This window comes from Amycolatopsis sp. NPDC104775 (assembly GCF_055583325.1).
On the sequence record NZ_JBVJOE010000013.1, the window covers coordinates 55,510 to 70,855 of the forward strand.

The 15,346-nt window shown below is 69.6% G+C and carries 13 protein-coding genes; 10 read left to right on the plus strand and 3 right to left on the minus strand.

The window, feature by feature from the left end; translation table 11 throughout:
- Positions 1-173 precede the first annotated feature (173 nt).
- The 3 genes from ACZ63D_RS38500 to ACZ63D_RS38510 are packed head-to-tail and all read left to right on the plus strand — an operon-like array spanning position 174 to position 2,632.
- Positions 174-1,013 (plus strand): hypothetical protein, encoded by an 840-nt coding sequence (locus tag ACZ63D_RS38500; protein WP_465359258.1) that lies wholly within the window; start codon positions 174-176, stop codon positions 1,011-1,013.
- A gap of 4 nt (positions 1,014-1,017) precedes the next feature.
- On the plus strand, positions 1,018-1,953 hold the full coding sequence (locus tag ACZ63D_RS38505) for a pentapeptide repeat-containing protein (RefSeq protein ID WP_465359259.1): 936 nt from the start codon (positions 1,018-1,020) through the stop codon (positions 1,951-1,953).
- Between the two features lie 16 nt (positions 1,954-1,969).
- Positions 1,970-2,632, plus strand: a complete 663-nt coding sequence (locus ACZ63D_RS38510) for a nitroreductase (RefSeq protein WP_465359260.1) — start codon at positions 1,970-1,972, stop codon at positions 2,630-2,632.
- Positions 2,633-2,668: 36 nt separating this feature from the next.
- On the opposite strand, the gene purL is transcribed toward ACZ63D_RS38510, so the two are convergent.
- On the minus strand, positions 2,669-4,975 hold the full coding sequence (gene purL / locus ACZ63D_RS38515) for a phosphoribosylformylglycinamidine synthase subunit PurL (protein WP_465359261.1): 2,307 nt from the start codon (positions 4,973-4,975) through the stop codon (positions 2,669-2,671).
- A gap of 120 nt (positions 4,976-5,095) precedes the next feature.
- Between purL and ACZ63D_RS38520 the strand changes: the two genes are divergently transcribed.
- The 4 genes from ACZ63D_RS38520 to ACZ63D_RS38535 all read left to right on the plus strand — a co-directional run bounded on the left by ACZ63D_RS38520 (position 5,096) and on the right by ACZ63D_RS38535 (position 10,624).
- Positions 5,096-6,730 carry an ABC transporter ATP-binding protein gene (locus ACZ63D_RS38520; RefSeq protein WP_465359262.1) on the plus strand — a complete coding sequence of 545 codons (1,635 nt, stop codon included), beginning with the start codon at positions 5,096-5,098 and terminating at the stop codon, positions 6,728-6,730.
- Positions 6,727-8,469 carry an ABC transporter ATP-binding protein gene (locus tag ACZ63D_RS38525; protein WP_465359263.1) on the plus strand — a complete coding sequence of 581 codons (1,743 nt, stop codon included), beginning with the start codon at positions 6,727-6,729 and terminating at the stop codon, positions 8,467-8,469. Before ACZ63D_RS38520 ends, ACZ63D_RS38525 begins: the two co-directional genes overlap by 4 nt.
- Before the next feature lie 186 nt (positions 8,470-8,655).
- A complete protein-coding gene (locus ACZ63D_RS38530; protein ID WP_465359264.1) occupies positions 8,656-9,075 on the plus strand; it encodes a pyridoxamine 5'-phosphate oxidase family protein in 420 nt (139 codons plus the stop codon).
- A gap of 199 nt (positions 9,076-9,274) precedes the next feature.
- Positions 9,275-10,624 carry an outer membrane protein assembly factor BamB family protein gene (locus ACZ63D_RS38535; RefSeq protein ID WP_465359265.1) on the plus strand — a complete coding sequence of 450 codons (1,350 nt, stop codon included), beginning with the start codon at positions 9,275-9,277 and terminating at the stop codon, positions 10,622-10,624.
- An 84-nt stretch (positions 10,625-10,708) separates the two neighbouring features.
- Here the strand turns inward: ACZ63D_RS38535 and purQ are convergent, their stop codons facing one another.
- Together purQ and purS are read right to left on the minus strand one after the other, a co-directional pair.
- On the minus strand, positions 10,709-11,386 hold the full coding sequence (gene purQ, locus ACZ63D_RS38540) for a phosphoribosylformylglycinamidine synthase subunit PurQ (protein WP_465359266.1): 678 nt from the start codon (positions 11,384-11,386) through the stop codon (positions 10,709-10,711).
- On the minus strand, positions 11,383-11,622 hold the full coding sequence (purS, locus tag ACZ63D_RS38545; RefSeq protein ID WP_037808692.1) for a phosphoribosylformylglycinamidine synthase subunit PurS: 240 nt from the start codon (positions 11,620-11,622) through the stop codon (positions 11,383-11,385). The genes purQ and purS overlap by 4 nt, the downstream gene beginning before the upstream one ends.
- A gap of 93 nt (positions 11,623-11,715) precedes the next feature.
- Between purS and ACZ63D_RS38550 the strand changes: the two genes are divergently transcribed.
- The 3 genes from ACZ63D_RS38550 (at position 11,716) to ACZ63D_RS38560 (ending at position 15,060) form a co-directional block, all read left to right on the plus strand.
- On the plus strand, positions 11,716-12,588 hold the full coding sequence (locus ACZ63D_RS38550) for a hypothetical protein (RefSeq protein WP_465359267.1): 873 nt from the start codon (positions 11,716-11,718) through the stop codon (positions 12,586-12,588).
- Between the two features lie 82 nt (positions 12,589-12,670).
- A complete protein-coding gene (locus tag ACZ63D_RS38555) occupies positions 12,671-14,251 on the plus strand; it encodes a GMC family oxidoreductase (protein WP_465359268.1) in 1,581 nt (526 codons plus the stop codon).
- Positions 14,248-15,060, plus strand: a complete 813-nt coding sequence (locus ACZ63D_RS38560; RefSeq protein WP_465359269.1) for a class I SAM-dependent methyltransferase — start codon at positions 14,248-14,250, stop codon at positions 15,058-15,060. Before ACZ63D_RS38555 ends, ACZ63D_RS38560 begins: the two co-directional genes overlap by 4 nt.
- Positions 15,061-15,346 lie beyond the last annotated feature (286 nt).

The window sequence follows — 15,346 nt, forward strand, 5'->3', positions numbered from 1 at the left end:
GACGCGGCTCCCGGTTCACCCCGCCTCCTGCCGGGCGGGGCGGCCGGGAGCCGCTTTTGTGCGCGCCTTGCCCGCCTTGCACAATGCAGACCTGGGGCGGAGACGGAACCGCCTGGGCCGGCGGGGCGTCAGACCGCGGCGCGAGTCGGTGCAGCAGGAAGGCGGAACCGGACATGACTTACCCACCGCAGCCCGGACAGGGCGGGGACCCCTACGGCCAGGGCTGGCAGCAGCCCGGCTCGGGCGGGGTGCCGCAGCAGCCGGGGTGGGACCCCAACCAGGCGCAGCAGCAGCCGGGCGGGTACCCGAACGCCCAGCCCGCGTGGGATCCGAACGCCCAGCAGCAGCCGCAGCAGGGCTGGGACCCGAACGCTCAGCAGCAGTACCCGGGGTACCAGCAGCAGCCCTACGGCGGCACCCAGCAGTTCCCGCAGCAGGGCTGGGACCAGGGGCAATACCCGGGCGGGCCGGGCGGCGAGCCGCCGAAGAACAACAAGACCGGCCTGTGGATCGGCATCGCCGTCGCGGTCGTCGTGGTGGTCGCGCTCGGCATCACCGGCTTCGTCGCGCCGGGGTTCTTCCTGAGCAAGGACGACAAGGGCAGTTCGCAGGCGCAGCCGCCGGCCCCGGCTCCGTCCCCGTCCTCGGACGCTCCGCTGCCGAGCGACTCGTCCTCGCCGTCCACGGATTCGAGCGAGGACCCCGGTTCCAGCGGGGCCACCGGCGAGGCGAAGCAGGTCATCGACAACTTCCTCGCCAAGCTCAACGCCAAGGACGCCGCCGGGGCGACCGCGCTGGCCTGCCAGGGCACCGAGAGCATGTCGAAGCGCAGCATCGACGAGACCACCAGCGGCGACCCGCAGCTCACGCTGGGCAAGGTCACCCAGGGCAGCGCCACCACGAGCGCCCGGATCACCGGCAAGCTGTCGGGCAAGGACGCCAGCGGCACGATGGTCGTGATGAACCGCGGCGGCGGCTACTGCGTGGGGCTGTACCTGATCCTGGCGTTCTGACCCGGTGCGTTCGCCGCTGCTGTGGACGTTGATCGCGTCCGTGGCACTGCTGTGCGGGGTCGGTGGCTGGCTGCTCACCGACCCCGCGACAAGCCGGAGCGAAGCGCTGAAAACCGCCGGTCTCGCTGGCGGCGCGGTCGTGGCGCTGTACGCGTTGTGGCTCAACGATCGCCGTCGCCGGGTCGAGGAAGCGCGGCAGGTGATCGAACAGCAACGGCACGACGTCGACCGCGAACGGATCTCCGACGAGCGGTTCGCGAAATCGGTGGAATTGCTGGGGCACGAGGCCGACCAGGTGCGCGTGGGGGCGTTGCACGCGCTGGCCGGGCTGGCGCGGACGCGGCCGGAATATCGGCAGACCGTGCTGGATGTGGTGTGTTCTTATCTGCGGAGGCCGTTTACTCACGGCCGGTACGGCGGCTCCCAAGACGATGGCACGCCGGAAGAGGAACGCGAGCTGCAGGTGCGGCTCACCGCGCAACGGCTGATCCGGGATCTGCTGCCACCGTCCGATGTGGACGGTCCCGGCCCAGACCTCGATCTGACCGGTGCCGTGCTGGAGTATTTCGATCTTTCCCATCGCCGGATCGGCGGTCTGCTGCTGCGGCACGCTTCGCTGTACAGCAGCACGAATCTCAGCGGGTGCGTCTTTACCGGGCAGGTCTACTTCACCGCCGCGGGCACCGGACCCGGGCGGCTGGTGGGCAGGTTTCGTTGCCGCAACGCGACTTTCCTCGACCGAGCTTGGTTCTCCGGCACCGAGTTCTCTGAGCTGGCCGATTTCACCGAGACAAAATTCGCAGGTCGAACGTCTTTCAATGAGGCGGCTTTCGAAGATGCAGTCTTTTTCACCGGTGCAAGCTTCTCGGACTGGGTACAGCTGCCGGACGGCTGGAGACTGGAACCCCGGTATGGCGGCTATTTCGCGGTGCCGAGCTGAGTAGCATCAAGAAGCCGTGGACGTCTACGAAGCGGTGCGCTCCCGGCGATCTGTCCGTGGCTTCCTCGGCAAGCCAGTACCCGACGAAGTCCTGACTCGCGTCCTCTCGGCCGCCTTGCGGGCGCCGTCTGGGGGAAATCTGCAGCCGTGGCGGGTTTATGTCCTGTCCGGCGCGAAGCTGGCCGAGCTGAAACACCTGGTCGGGCAGCGGATCTCCAGCGGAGACACCGGCGATCCGCCCCAGGTGTTGCCGTACCCGCAAGCGCTGCCTGAACAGTACGCGCGGCGGATCGAGGAGCTGGGCGCGTTGCGTTACGGCGCAGTCGGGATCGCGCGCGAGGACCTCGCGGGCCGGGAGCGGGTCCGGGTCCGGAATTGGGCTTGCTTCGGCGCTCCGGTCGCGCTGTTCTGCTACTTGAACGAGCAGATGCTTCCCCCGCAATGGCTGGACGCGGGGATATTCCTGCAGACCGTGATGCTGTTGCTGCGCGCCGAGGGGCTCGACAGCTGCGCGCAGATCGCGTGGGGTCGCTACCACCGGAGCGTCACGGAGATCGCGGAGCCGCCGGCCGGATACGTCCTCGGCTGCGGCATGTCGATCGGGTACGCCGATCCGGACGAGCCTCGGCCAGCGATTCCGCGGGCAGAGCTGGCGGAGGCGGTCATCTTCCGGTCGTGAGTGCCGGTGCCGGTCGGCACCGGCACTCACGAGGGCTCAGTCGAACAGAGCCGGAAGCGTCTTCTCCCAGGTCTCGCGCAGTTCTTCGAGGGTGAACTCCGTGATGCCCTGGATCTCCAGCGTGCCGGAATCCGGGTCGACGACGCCGGTCTTGCGCCACGGCAGGCCGCGCGCGGTGCACATTTCGGTGAACCGCAGTTCCTCCGTGCGCGGGACCGCCACCAGCACGCGGCCCGACGACTCTGAGAACAGCTGCACGAACGGGTCCTGGTCGCGGTCGAGGAACACGCGGGCCCCGCACTGTCCAATGAGGACGGTTTCGGTGAGAGCCTGTGCCAGCCCGCCGTCGGCGAGGTCGTGCGCGGCGGAGATCATGCCGTCGCGCGAACCGGCGACCAGGATCTCGGCCAGCAGCTTCTCGCGGGCCAGGTCGACGCGCGGCGGAACGCCGCCGAGGTGGCCGTGCAGCTCGCGGGCCCAGGCCGAACCGTCCAGTTCGTCGTGGGTCTCGCCGAGCAGCAGCAGCGTCTCGCCCGCTTCCGCGCCGATGCCGGTCGGGATGCGGCGGGTGACGTCGTCGATCACGCCGAGCACCGCGATCACCGGGGTCGGCAGGATCGCCGTGTCGCCGGTCTGGTTGAAGAAGCTGACGTTGCCGCCGGTGACCGGGATGCCCAGTTCGACGCACGCGTCGGCGAGACCGTGCACGGCCTGCTCGAACTGCCACATCACGCCCGGGTCGGTCGGGGCGCCGAAGTTGAGGCAGTCGGACACCGCGACCGGGGTCGCGCCGCCGGTGGCGACGTTCCGGTACGCCTCGGCCAGCGCGAGCTGCGCGCCGCGGTACGGGTCGAGGTAGACGAACTTCGCGTTGCAGTCGGTGGCCACCGAAACGCCGCGGTTGCTCTCCTCGTCGATCCGGATCATGCCCGAGTCGGACGGCTGGGCCAGCACCGAATTGCCGCGCACGTAGCGGTCGTACTGCGAGGTCACCCATTCCTTCGACGCCTGGTTCGGCGACGCGATGAGCTTCAGGAAGTCCGCGCGCAGTTCCTCCGGCGTCGAGGGACGCGGCAGCTTCGCGGAGGTGTCGGCGATCAGGCCGTCTTGGAACGCCGGGCGCTCGATCGGGCGGTCGTACACCGGGCCCTGGTGCGCGACGGTGTGCGCGGGCACGTCGACCACGATCTCGTCGTTCCAGGTGATCACGAGGTGCTCGCCGTCGGTGACCTCGCCGATGTCGGTGGCGATGACGTCCCATTTGGCGCAGACCGCCATGAACGCCTCGACGTTCTCCGGCGCGACGACCGCGCACATGCGCTCCTGCGATTCGCTGGAGAGCACCTCCGCGGGCGTCATTCCGGTGGCGCGCAAGGGAACCCGGTCGAGGTAGATGTGCATGCCGCCGTCGCCGGCCGCGGCCAGTTCGGACGTCGCGCAGGACAGCCCGGCCCCGCCGAGGTCCTGGATGCCGACGACCAGGTTCTCCTTGAACAGGTCGAGACAGCACTCGATGAGCACCTTCTCGGTGAACGGGTCGCCGACCTGCACGCTGGGCAGCTTCCGCCGCCCGGCCGCGGATTCGTCGCCGGAGAAGGTGTCGCTGGCGAGCACGGACACGCCGCCGATGCCGTCGAGGCCGGTGCGCGCGCCGAACAGGATGATCTTGTTGCCCGCGCCGGACGCGAACGCCAGGTGCAGGTCCTCGGTGCGCATCGCGCCCACGCACAGCGCGTTGACCAGCGGGTTGCCCGCGTAGGACGGGTCGAAGACCAGCTCGCCGCCGATGTTCGGCAGGCCGAGGCAGTTGCCGTAGCCGCCGACGCCCGCGACCACGCCGGGCAGCACGCGCTTGGTGTCCGGCGCGTCGGCCGGGCCGAACCGCAGCGCGTCCTGCACCGCGAGCGGGCGCGCGCCCATCGCCATGATGTCGCGCACGATGCCGCCGACGCCGGTGGCCGCGCCCTGGTACGGCTCCACATAGGACGGATGGTTGTGGCTTTCCACCTTGAAGGTGACCGCCCAGCCGTCGCCGATGTCGACGACACCCGCGTTCTCGCCGATGCCGGCAAGCATCTTGGCCTTCATCTCGTCGGTGGCGGTTTCGCCGAAGTAGCGCAGGTGCTTCTTCGAGGACTTGTAGGAGCAGTGCTCGCTCCACATCACCGAGTACATCGCGAGCTCGGCGTCGGTGGGCCGGCGGCCGAGGATTTCCCGGATCCGCGCGTACTCGTCTTCGGCGAGGCCGAGTTCGACGTACGGCTGGCTCGTTTCCGGGGTCGCCGCGGCCACTGCGGTGGTGTCAACTGTGCTGGTCACGGTATCCGTGTCAGGGTTCGCCACGGGCTTAAGACTACGTGTCGGCGGGGTCACACCCGCAGCCGCCCGGCCTGGCCCGGCGATGGTCCGTCCGGGGATAAATCAGTCGCGCCGGACAGTCCCGGCGGCTTAGCGTCAGTGATCGTGCTTTCCGCCACGTACCGCTTTCCCGCCATCAGACTGCCGGAACGACCGACGCCGCTTCGGTACCTGCTGGCGGTCCTGCGCGCGCGGCCGGGCCTCGTCCTCGCCGCGATCGTCACCGGGGCCGGCTGGTCGCTGCCGAGCGCCCTGCTGCCGCTGGTGATCGGCCGGGGCGTCGGCGCGATCGCGGCGGGCGATACGGCCGCGCTGTGGCGCTGGGCGCTGGTCGCGGGCCTGCTCGGAGTGGCACAGGCGGTGCTCGGCACCGGGCTGCACTTCGCCTCGTACGGCCTGTGGATCCACGGCGCGGGCTCCACGCAACGCCTGGTCACCGACCACACCACCCGGCTCGGCGCGTCCCTGCGCGACGCGACCAGCACGGGCAACGTCGTCGCGGTCACGTCGTCGGACATGAACTGGGTGGGCAACGCGTTCGAGGTCGTCGGCCGCACGTTCGGGTCGATCGTGGCGTTCGTGGTGATCGGCGTCGCGATGCTCGGCACGTCTCCGGTGCTGGGCACGATCGCGCTGGTCGGCGTCCCGCTGGCGGTGCTCGGCATCGGTCCGCTGCTCGCGCCGCTGCAGAAGCGGAAAACCGCGCAGCGGGAGAATCTGAGCGACGTGAACGCACTCGGCGCGGACATCGTGTCCGGGCTGCGGATCCTGCGCGGAGTCGGCGGCGAACGGCGGTTCCTGCGCCGGTTCCGCGACGCCAGCCAGCTGGTGCGGCGCTCCGGCGTCGAGGTCGGGCGCAGCGAATCCTGGCTCGCCGGCGCGGAGGTGCTGCTGCCCGGGCTGGTCACGGTCGCGATCACCTGGCTGGGCGCGCGGCTCGCGCTCGACGGCACGATCGGCGTCGGCGAGCTGGTGGCGTTCTACGGGCTTTCGGCGTTCCTGGTTGTTCCGGTCGCCACGGCGACCGAGCAGGTCAGCTCGCTCAGCTCGGGGCTGGTCGCGGCGCGCAAGGTGTGCGGGCTGCTGGCCCTGCGGCCGAAGCTCGCCGACCCGGTATCACCGCGACCGTTGCCGGACGGTCCGCTGGAGCTGGTGGACACCGCCAGCGGCATCCGGATCACGCCGGGCAAGCTGACCGTGGTCGATCTCGGCGCCGAGGCGGAGGCGATCGCCGCGCGGATGAGCCGGTTCGCCGACGCGGACGAGGACGAGCAGGTGTTGATCGGCGGGGTGCCCGCGGATCGCGTCGCGCTCGCCGAGCTGCGCCGCCGAGTGGTGTACGCGCACAACCAGGATTTGTGGTTCTCCGGGATCCTGCGCGATCAGCTGACCCCGGAGCATCCGCGCGAGGTCGACATCTTCGAGGCACTGCACGCGGCGGACGCCGAGGACATCATCGAGGCCCTGCCGCGCGGCGTCGACGAGCTGATCGGCGAGCGCGGGCGCGAGGTGTCCGGTGGGCAGCGGCAACGGCTGAGTTTGGCCCGCGCGCTGGCGATCGACTCCGACGTGCTGTTGCTCGACGAGCCGACGTCGGCCGTCGACGCGCACACCGAAGCCCGGATTACCCAGCGGGTCAAGGAATTGCGGGCCGGAAGGACCACCGTGGTGTTCAGTCAGAGTCCACTGTGGAGGAACGTGGCCGACGAGGTCGTGAGCGGAAAGGCGGTGACGGTATGACGACGCGGCTCCCGCTGGCCTCGAAACGCGAGGTACGGCAGTGGGCGAAACGCGTGGCGGTCGAGCACCGGCGCGAGTTTTCCGTGATGCTCGGGCTGTTCTGCCTGGCCACCGTGATCGCGCTGGCCGGGCCGCAGCTGCTCGGCCGGCTCGTGGACGGCGTGGTCGAACACGGCCCCACGCTGCAGGTCGACCTGCTGGCCGTGGCGTTCGTGGTGGTCCTTGTGCTGCAGGCGTGGGCGAGGAAAGCGGCGCGGCTGCGCGGCCGGATGTTCGGCGAGCGCGTGCTGGCGCAGACCCGGGAACGGTTCGTCACGAACGCGCTCGACCTGCCGCTCGGCACCGTCGAGGCGGCCGGTACCGGCGACCTGCTCAGCCGGGCGACCAGCGACATCAACCGGCTGGACGTCGCGGTGCGGTTCGCCGCGCCGGAAATCCTGATCGCCGCGGTGACGGTGCTGTTCACCACCATCGCGATGATCGTGACGTCGCCGCTGCTCGCGCTGGCCCTGCTGGTGGCGATTCCGATTCTGGTGCCGGTGAACATCTGGTACCAGCGGAAGATCCCGACGGCGTTCGCGTGGATGCTCGACCGCTGGGGCGACCTGCAGTCGATCACCCACGAGACCGTGGAGGGCGCGCGCACCGCGGAGGCGCTCAGCCTCACCGAACGGCGAGTGCGCGCCGGTCAGCACGCGCTCGACCAGGCGGTGCTCGGGGAACGCCGGATGCGGGCGTTGCAGATGCGCTGGCTGCCGGCGCTGGAGATCAGTTACGTGCTGCCGATCTCCGCGCTCCTGCTGCTGGGTCTGTTCGCCTACAGCCAGGGCTGGGCCGGGCTCGGCACGATCACCACGATGCTGGCGTATGCGCAGGCGATGACCGCTCCGCTCAGCGAGGCGTTGTTCTGGCTGGAGGATTTGCAGGTCGCGATAGCCGCGACGCGCCGGATCATCGGTGTGCAGCCGACCAAAGCGGCGGACAAGGTCACCGACGTGCCGCGCGGACGCGACATCGAGGTGCGCGACGTCCGGTTCGGTTACACCGAGGATCGCGAGGTACTGCACGGCATCAGCTTGAGCGTGCCGCGCGGTGAACGGCTGGCGATCGTCGGGCCGTCGGGTGCGGGCAAGTCGACGCTGGGCAGGCTGCTGGCCGGGATTTCGGCGCCGACGGCGGGTTCGATCCGGGTCGGCGGCACCGAGGTGTCGACGCTCGCGGACGACATCCTGCGTGGCGAGGTTCTGCTGCTGACGCAGGAGCACCACACGTTCTCCGGGACGCTGCGGGAAAACCTGGCGCTGCCCGCCCGGCGCGACGGCGGGGACTGGACCGACGAGGAGCTGCTTGCCGCGCTCGCGTCCGCCGGCGCGGCGGAGTGGGCGGCCGGACTGCCCGAAGGTCTGGACACCAAGCTCGGCTCCGGCGCGTACGCGGTTCCGGCCGGTCTCGCGCAACAGCTGGCCCTGGCCCGGGTCGTCCTGGCCGACCCGCACACGCTGGTGCTGGACGAGGCGACCTCGCTGCTGGACACCGGTTCGGCGCGGGAACTGGAACGGTCGCTGAACGCGGTGCTCGAAGGCCGCACGGTGATCGCGATCGCGCACCGCCTGCACACGGCCGCGGCGGCGGACCGCGTCGCGGTGGTCGAGGGAGGCCGGATCACCGAGCTCGGCCCGCACCAGGACCTGATCGCGGCGGGCGGTCCGTACTCGCGGCTGGTGGAGGCGGCGAGCTGAGCGGAATGTCCGCTCGGGCTTCGGCGTTGGCTCCAGGCGGAACCATGCCGGCGGGATCGCGCCGGTGTCTGGGTGGGCGGCGTGCTCGGCCCCCGGGCCGAGTGCGTCGCTCGCCCAGACACCGGCTTAAAGGCGATCCCGCACGCCTCGGCGGAGCCGAGGCCAACAACACGGGGGTGACGCCGGATGGCGGTCATGACGGTGGACGAACGAGAGCAGTTCCTCGCCGAGAAGCGAGTGGGCGTGCTGTCGATCGGCCGGGAAGGCGCGGCCCCGCTCGCCGTGCCGGTCTGGTACGACTACGAGCCCGGCGGCGAACTGCTGATCTGGATGGATCGCGGCTCGGCGAAGGACCGCGCGATCGAGGCGGCGGGCCAGCTGAGCCTGACGGTGCAGCAGGAAACCCAGCCGTACAAGTACGTCACGGTGTCCGGTCCGGTCGTGGACCGGTCGTCGGCTCCGACGTACGAGCAGGCGCTCGCCATCGCCTCCCGGTACGCGCCGGAGGCCGAGGCGCGGAAGTTCGTCGAGGGCTCGCTCAAGGGGACCTCGGTGCTGGTGCGGGTGCGCACCGAACGCTGGCTCTCCAGCGACCACAGCAAGTAACGCGAAAGGGGCCTTGGGATTTTCCCAGGGCCCCTTTTCGCGAGCTGATCAGGCCTTCACGAGCGCGTCCACCGCGCTGTAGAACATGCCGAGACCGTCGTCGGAGACGACAAATCCGGCGCGGTGAAAGCCGTGGCGGAACTTTGGAGGAATCTGATTCCCCCAAATACACTACCCGCATCGAAAGGGGGAGCGGGTAGTGACGAAAAAAATGGGTGGCCGGCGGGCCCTCGTCGTAGGCGCGGCATTTCTGGCAGCCGTGGTGATCGCGGCGATCGTGGTACCGCTCGCGCTCACCAGCGGCAAGGTGCCCGGCCACGCGATCGCGGTGTCCCAGCCAGGTCCGTGGCAGCTCGGATCGGACCGGATCCCGCCGTACGGGAACGGCATCGATTCCTGGGTCGTGGGCGACGAGCTGGTGCTGGTGAACGACACCTATGCGGTCGCGTACGCACGGAGCGACGGCAGGGAACGCTGGAGGATTCCCTCCCCCTCCGGCCATTTCTGCGGGGCGAGCACCGCTGTCGTCGATAACCACATCGCCGTCGGCTATGGGGATCTCTGCTCGAGCGCGGCCGTGCTGGATGTCAACGCGGGAAAGCTGCTGTGGCAGCGGGCGATGCCCATCACCTCGTCGGGAAGCCCGTCGGAAGCGAAACTCGACGAGCACGCAGTGCTGGAGATCGTCGGCGGTTCGGTCGTGGTCGTGCACTACCAACAGCTGCTCGGGCTGGACGCGGCCACCGGTGCCGTCCGCTGGTCCGAGGTCACGCCACCGACCGACGAGAAGGTGTACTCGAACTGCATCCCGTCGGACGGGGTGCCGCGGACCGCGGACTTCGTGCTGCTGTCCCACTGCAGCGCCAAGGACTCCGGCGAGGACTTGTACGTCGCCGTCGCCGTCGATCCCGCGACCGGAAAAACCAAGCAGCACAACGAGTTCGTGAAGAGCAAGTCCTACCTCACGATGGCGTGGGTGAGCGCGTCGCCGCTGGTCGCCTACCTCAGCGACGCATCGAGAGGAATGTACGAAACTCTCGACGACTCGCTCGAACCGGTTTCCACCATCGAGGCCGGAGACGCGTTCAACGGCTTCATGGGCGACGACGGATTCGGCTACAGCCTGAGCGGGATCTCCAACGGCACGTCGCATAAACGTTCGCGAGCACTCGTCACGGGCACCACGATGATCGCGCTGACAAGCCCGCAGAAGCCTAATCGCCTGGCCGCGTTCGACCTCCGCACCGGTGCCAAACGCTGGGAAGCCCCGGCACCCGGCGGCGGCGTTGTCGCGGCACCGCTCGCGGTGGACAACGGGCAGGTGATCGCCGTGGTCTCCGCTGGCCAGGACAGTCCTGATCAGCACATCGTCAAGTTCTCGCTGGACACCGGAGCTGTGACACCCGTGCACACGGTCTCGCTCACGGGTTCCGGCGATCGCCGCTTGGCACCGTGGTTCTGCCGCTTGTTCTGGGCGGACGGGGCCGTTTTCGGAGTCCGCGGGATCTACAGCGGGCAGTCCACGGCACTGGTCTTCCGGCTCGGCTGAGCACGGTCGTCCCAGCCCAAGTCCGTGAAGGGAACGGTGCGGGACTCAGAATCCCGGCTCGTTCCCTTCACGGATGCGGGCACCTCAGGCTTTCACGAGCGCGTCCACCGCGCTGTAGAACATGCCGAGTCCGTCGTCGGACGGGCCGGTGAGCGCGTCGATCGCGTGCTCCGGGTGCGGCATGAGACCGACCACGCGGCCGTTCTCGCTGGTGACGCCCGCGATGTCGTTGCGGGAGCCGTTCGGGTTGCCGCCGACGTAGCGGAACGCGACCCGGCCTTCCGCCTCCAGCATGTCCACAGTGGACTGGTCGGCGACGTAGCAGCCGTCGTTGTTCTTGAGCGGGATCAGGATTTCCGCGCCCGCCTCGTAGCGCGAGGTCCACGCGGTGGCGTTGTTGTCGACGCGCAGCCACTGGTCGCGGCACACGAAGTGCAGGCCGACGTTGCGGATCATCGCGCCGGGCAGCAAACCGGCCTCGCACAGGATCTGGAAGCCGTTGCAGATGCCGAGCACCGGCATGCCCTTGCGGGCGGCCTCGATGACCGAGGTCATCACCGGCGCGTAGCGGGCGATCACGCCGGCGCGCAGGTAGTCGCCGTAGGAGAAGCCGCCGGGGACGACGACCGCGTCGACGCCCTTGAGGTCGTCGTCGGCGTGCCAGAGCGAAACCGCCTCGGCCTCGGCGTAGCGGACCGCGCGGGCGGCGTCGCCGTCGTCGAGCGTGCCGGGGAAGGTGATGACGCCGATGCGGGCGCTCACGCCTCCACCCGCCGGATCGTCCACTGCTCGATCACCGGGTTGGCGAGGAAGCCCTCGGCCATCTTGGCCAGCGTCTCGTCATCGACGTCGTCGTCGACCTCGAGTTCGAAGTGCCGTCCCTGGCGCACGTCGGCGACCCCGGAGAAGCCCAGCCGCGGCAGCGCGCGCGCCACCGCCTGGCCCTGCGGGTCGAGGATCTCGGGTTTGGGCATGACGTCGACAACGACTCGAGCCACGGCTGGCTGCTCCTTATTTCTGCAGGTCGTGGGTGCGGTTGAAGCGTACTTCACTAGCCTGTCCGGCAGACAGACCGGTATCGAGGGGGAGACATGAACCACCCGCCGCAAGGCCCGTACCCGCAGCAGGGTCCGTTTCCGCCGCGCGGGCCGCAGCAGGGGCAGTTCCAGCAGCCCTACCCGCCGCAGTTCGGCCAGTACCCGCCGCCGAAGAAGAAGTCGAAGGCCGGGTTGTGGATCTCCCTCGGCGCGGCGGTCGTGGTGCTCGGCGGCGCGGTCGCGTTCACCGGCTGGGTGACGCCGGGATTCTTCAAGGAGAAGCTGGACACGACCTCCCAGGGGACGCCGGAGCAGGTGGCCCAGTCGGTCGCGAACTCGATCACCGAGCAGACCGGGCTGGATCAGCTCTGGTGCAAGATCCGGTCGAAGCGGTCCTACACCGCCGACGACTTCTTCCGGAGCGCGAAGGGCGAGGCGAAGATCAGCAACCCGGTGCATCCGACCGGCCCGCAGGAACACGCGGCCACGATCACCGCGAGCAACCTCGCCTACGGCATCGCGATCATCCCCGACGGCAAGGGCTGGTGCGTGCGCGACGCCAAGGCGGACGGTGAACCGGCACCGCTGGCCAGCCTGTCGACCGATCCGAAGCCGCGCCCGCAGGTGAAGGACGGCACGGACGCCGCGATGAAGTTCATCGAGGCGGTCAACGCCCGCGACATCCCGGCGGCGTTGTCGGTCATGTGCCGGGACGCGCCGGACACCACCCGCGACGGCACTCAGCAGTGGATCTACGGCGAAACGAAGCTGGCCGTGCGCAAGACGGACGTGCTGCGGACCGCGGGCCGGACGATCGTGCACGTCGACGCCAAGCTCGACGGCGTCGCCAAGGAGGGCCGGGTGGAGACCGACGACCGCGCGGTGGACGGCGCGTGCGTCACCTCCTTCGACCCCACTTCCGACTGATCGGTTTTCCGGGGACTTGCGCGTAGCGTGACCTGCGCCATGATGTGTCGTTGACGAGGTGTCAACACCACCGGGAGGCAGCGTGCCAGAGCAGGACTCCTTCGACTACGTGATCGTCGGCGCGGGCAGCGCGGGCTGCGTGCTGGCGAACCGGCTGAGCGAGGACCCGTCCGCGCGGGTACTGCTGCTCGAGGCGGGCGGCGAGGACACCGCGGACGAGGTCCGGATCCCGGCGGCGTTCGCGTCGCTGTTCAAGACGAAGTGGGACTGGAACTACGAGACCGTCGAGCAGAAGCACACCGGCAAGAAGGAGTACTGGCCGCGCGGCCGGATGCTCGGCGGCTGCTCGTCGATCAACGCGATGATCTACATCCGCGGCAACCGCGCCGACTACGACGGCTGGCGCGATGCGCACGGAGCCACCGGCTGGGGCTGGGACGACGTGCTGCCGTATTTCAAGCGCGCCGAGGGCAACCAGCGCTTCGGCGGTCCGCTGCACGGCACGGACGGCCCGCTGCACGTCGAGGACCGGCGGTTCACGCACGAGCTGTCGCACGCGTGGGTGGACAGCGCGGTCGGCTGGGGGCTCAAGCACACCGACGACTTCAACGGCGAGTCGCAGGAGGGTGCCGGGCTCTACCAGGTCACCTGCAAACGCGGCCGCCGCTGGTCCACCGCGGACGCCTACCTGCGGCCCGCCTTGTCGAGGCCGAACCTGACGGTACGGACGAACGCGCAGGTCACGAAGGTGGTCTTCGAGGGCACCCGCGCGGCTGGAGTGTCCTATTTGGACAAAGGCGTGCCGACGACCGTCCGCGCGGACGCCGAGGTGCTGCTGTCCGGCGGCGCGATCAACTCGCCGCAACTGCTGATGCTGTCCGGCGTCGGACCGGCCGAGCACCTGCGCGAACTGGGCATCGACGTGGTCGCCGCGCTGCCCGGCGTCGGCGACAACCTGCACGACCACCCGGCGGTCGGTGTGATCTGGTCGACGAAGGGCACGACCGACATCGCGGACTCCGCGACACCCGCCGGACTGGTGCGCTACCAGCTGACCAAACGCGGCCCGCTCGCGTCGAACATCGGCGAGGCGGGCGCGTTCTACTCGACCCGCGACGGGCTCGCCGCGCCGGACATGCAGATCCACGTGGCCCCGACGTTGTTCTACGACAACGGAATGCGCGAACCGACCTGCCCCGGCTTCACGTCCGCGGCCACGCTGGTCGACGTCGCGAGCCGCGGCCGGCTGCGGTTGAAGTCGGCGAACCCGTTGTGGAAACCGGAAATCGACCCGGCTTACTACGCGGAGCCGGTCGATCTGGAAGCGGTAAAGTCGGCACTGCGCTCGCTGATCGAGATCGGCCGGTCGGGCCCGCTGGCGAAATTCCTGGACCGGCCGTTCCTGCCGGCGACGCATGAGCTGTCGGACGAGGCGCTGACCGAGCATGTCCGGGAAAACACGCAGACGCTGTACCACCCCGTCGGCACGTGCGCGATGGGCAGCGGCGAGCACGCGGTGGTGGATCCGGATCTGAAGGTGCGCGGGGTGTCGGGACTGCGGGTGGTGGACGCTTCGGTGATGCCGGTGGTGCCGCGCGGGAATACCAACGCGCCGACAATCATGGTGGCGGAGAAGGCGGCGGATCTGATTCGGGCTCGATGACCGCTCTGTCCACCTGGCAGGATCTCCTTGCCGCCTGGGCGATTCCGGACACCGTGCACCCTCCGGAATCGCCCTGGGTTCTCCCGCGTGAGGTGTTCCTCCGCCGGGCCGATCGGCAGATCGCCCACCCCATCGGGGCGACGCACCGGCTGGCCGCCGAGGCGTTGCGGGAGCCGGGCACGGTGCTCGACATCGGCGCGGCGGCCGGGGCGGCGAGTCTGCCCCTGGTCGGCCGGGCGAATGTCACCGCCGTGACCGCCGTGGACACCGACGACGAGTTGCTCGCGGCGTTCGCGGAGCGGGCCACGGGGGTAAAGCATCGGCTGCTGTCCGGCCGGTGGCCCGATCTCGCCGAGGAAGCGGGGACGGCGGATGTCGTGGTGTGCGGGAACGTGGTCTACAACGTCCCCGACCTGGCTCCGTTCGCCGTGGCGCTCACTGCGGCGGCGCGGCGGCGGGTGGTGGTCGAGACGGCCGCGCGGCATCCGTTGACTGAGCTTAATCCGTTGTGGCAACAGTTTCACGGCATCGAGCGACCGACGGGACCGACCACCGAGGACTGTGTCGCGGCGCTCGCGGAAGTGGGAATCGAGCCGGAAGTCGTGGAATGGCGGCGGCCGCCGGAGGCGGAGTACGCGGAATTCTCGTCCACAGTGGACGTTGTGCGGCGACGGTTGTGCTTGCCTGCCGAGGCGGTTGACGACGTCGAGCAGGCGTTGCTTGACCTGGGGGTCGATCCGGAACTGCCGCCGGATCTCGGGTCTTCCGGGCGGGACCTGGTGACGCTGGTCTGGCCTGGTTCCGGCTAGCGGGCGGGTTCCAAGGCAGGGTCAGGTTGGAGCGCGAACAGTTGCGGCGTGGGCGGCCTCGTCCAATGTGGAGATCGCGGATCGGCTGGCGGATCGGCTGATCGCGGCGAACAAGGACTTCGAGCTGCTCATCGTGCACGGAGCCGAGCACGTGTTCATCGACTGCCTGTCGTACGCCCGCGCGCGGCTGAGACTTCCTGGTGCGCGAGCTGATGAGCGAGAAGCCGCCCGCGTACCGGCCCGCGCCGATCGTCCTCGATCCGCAGCTGCTGGGCGAGCCGTTCGC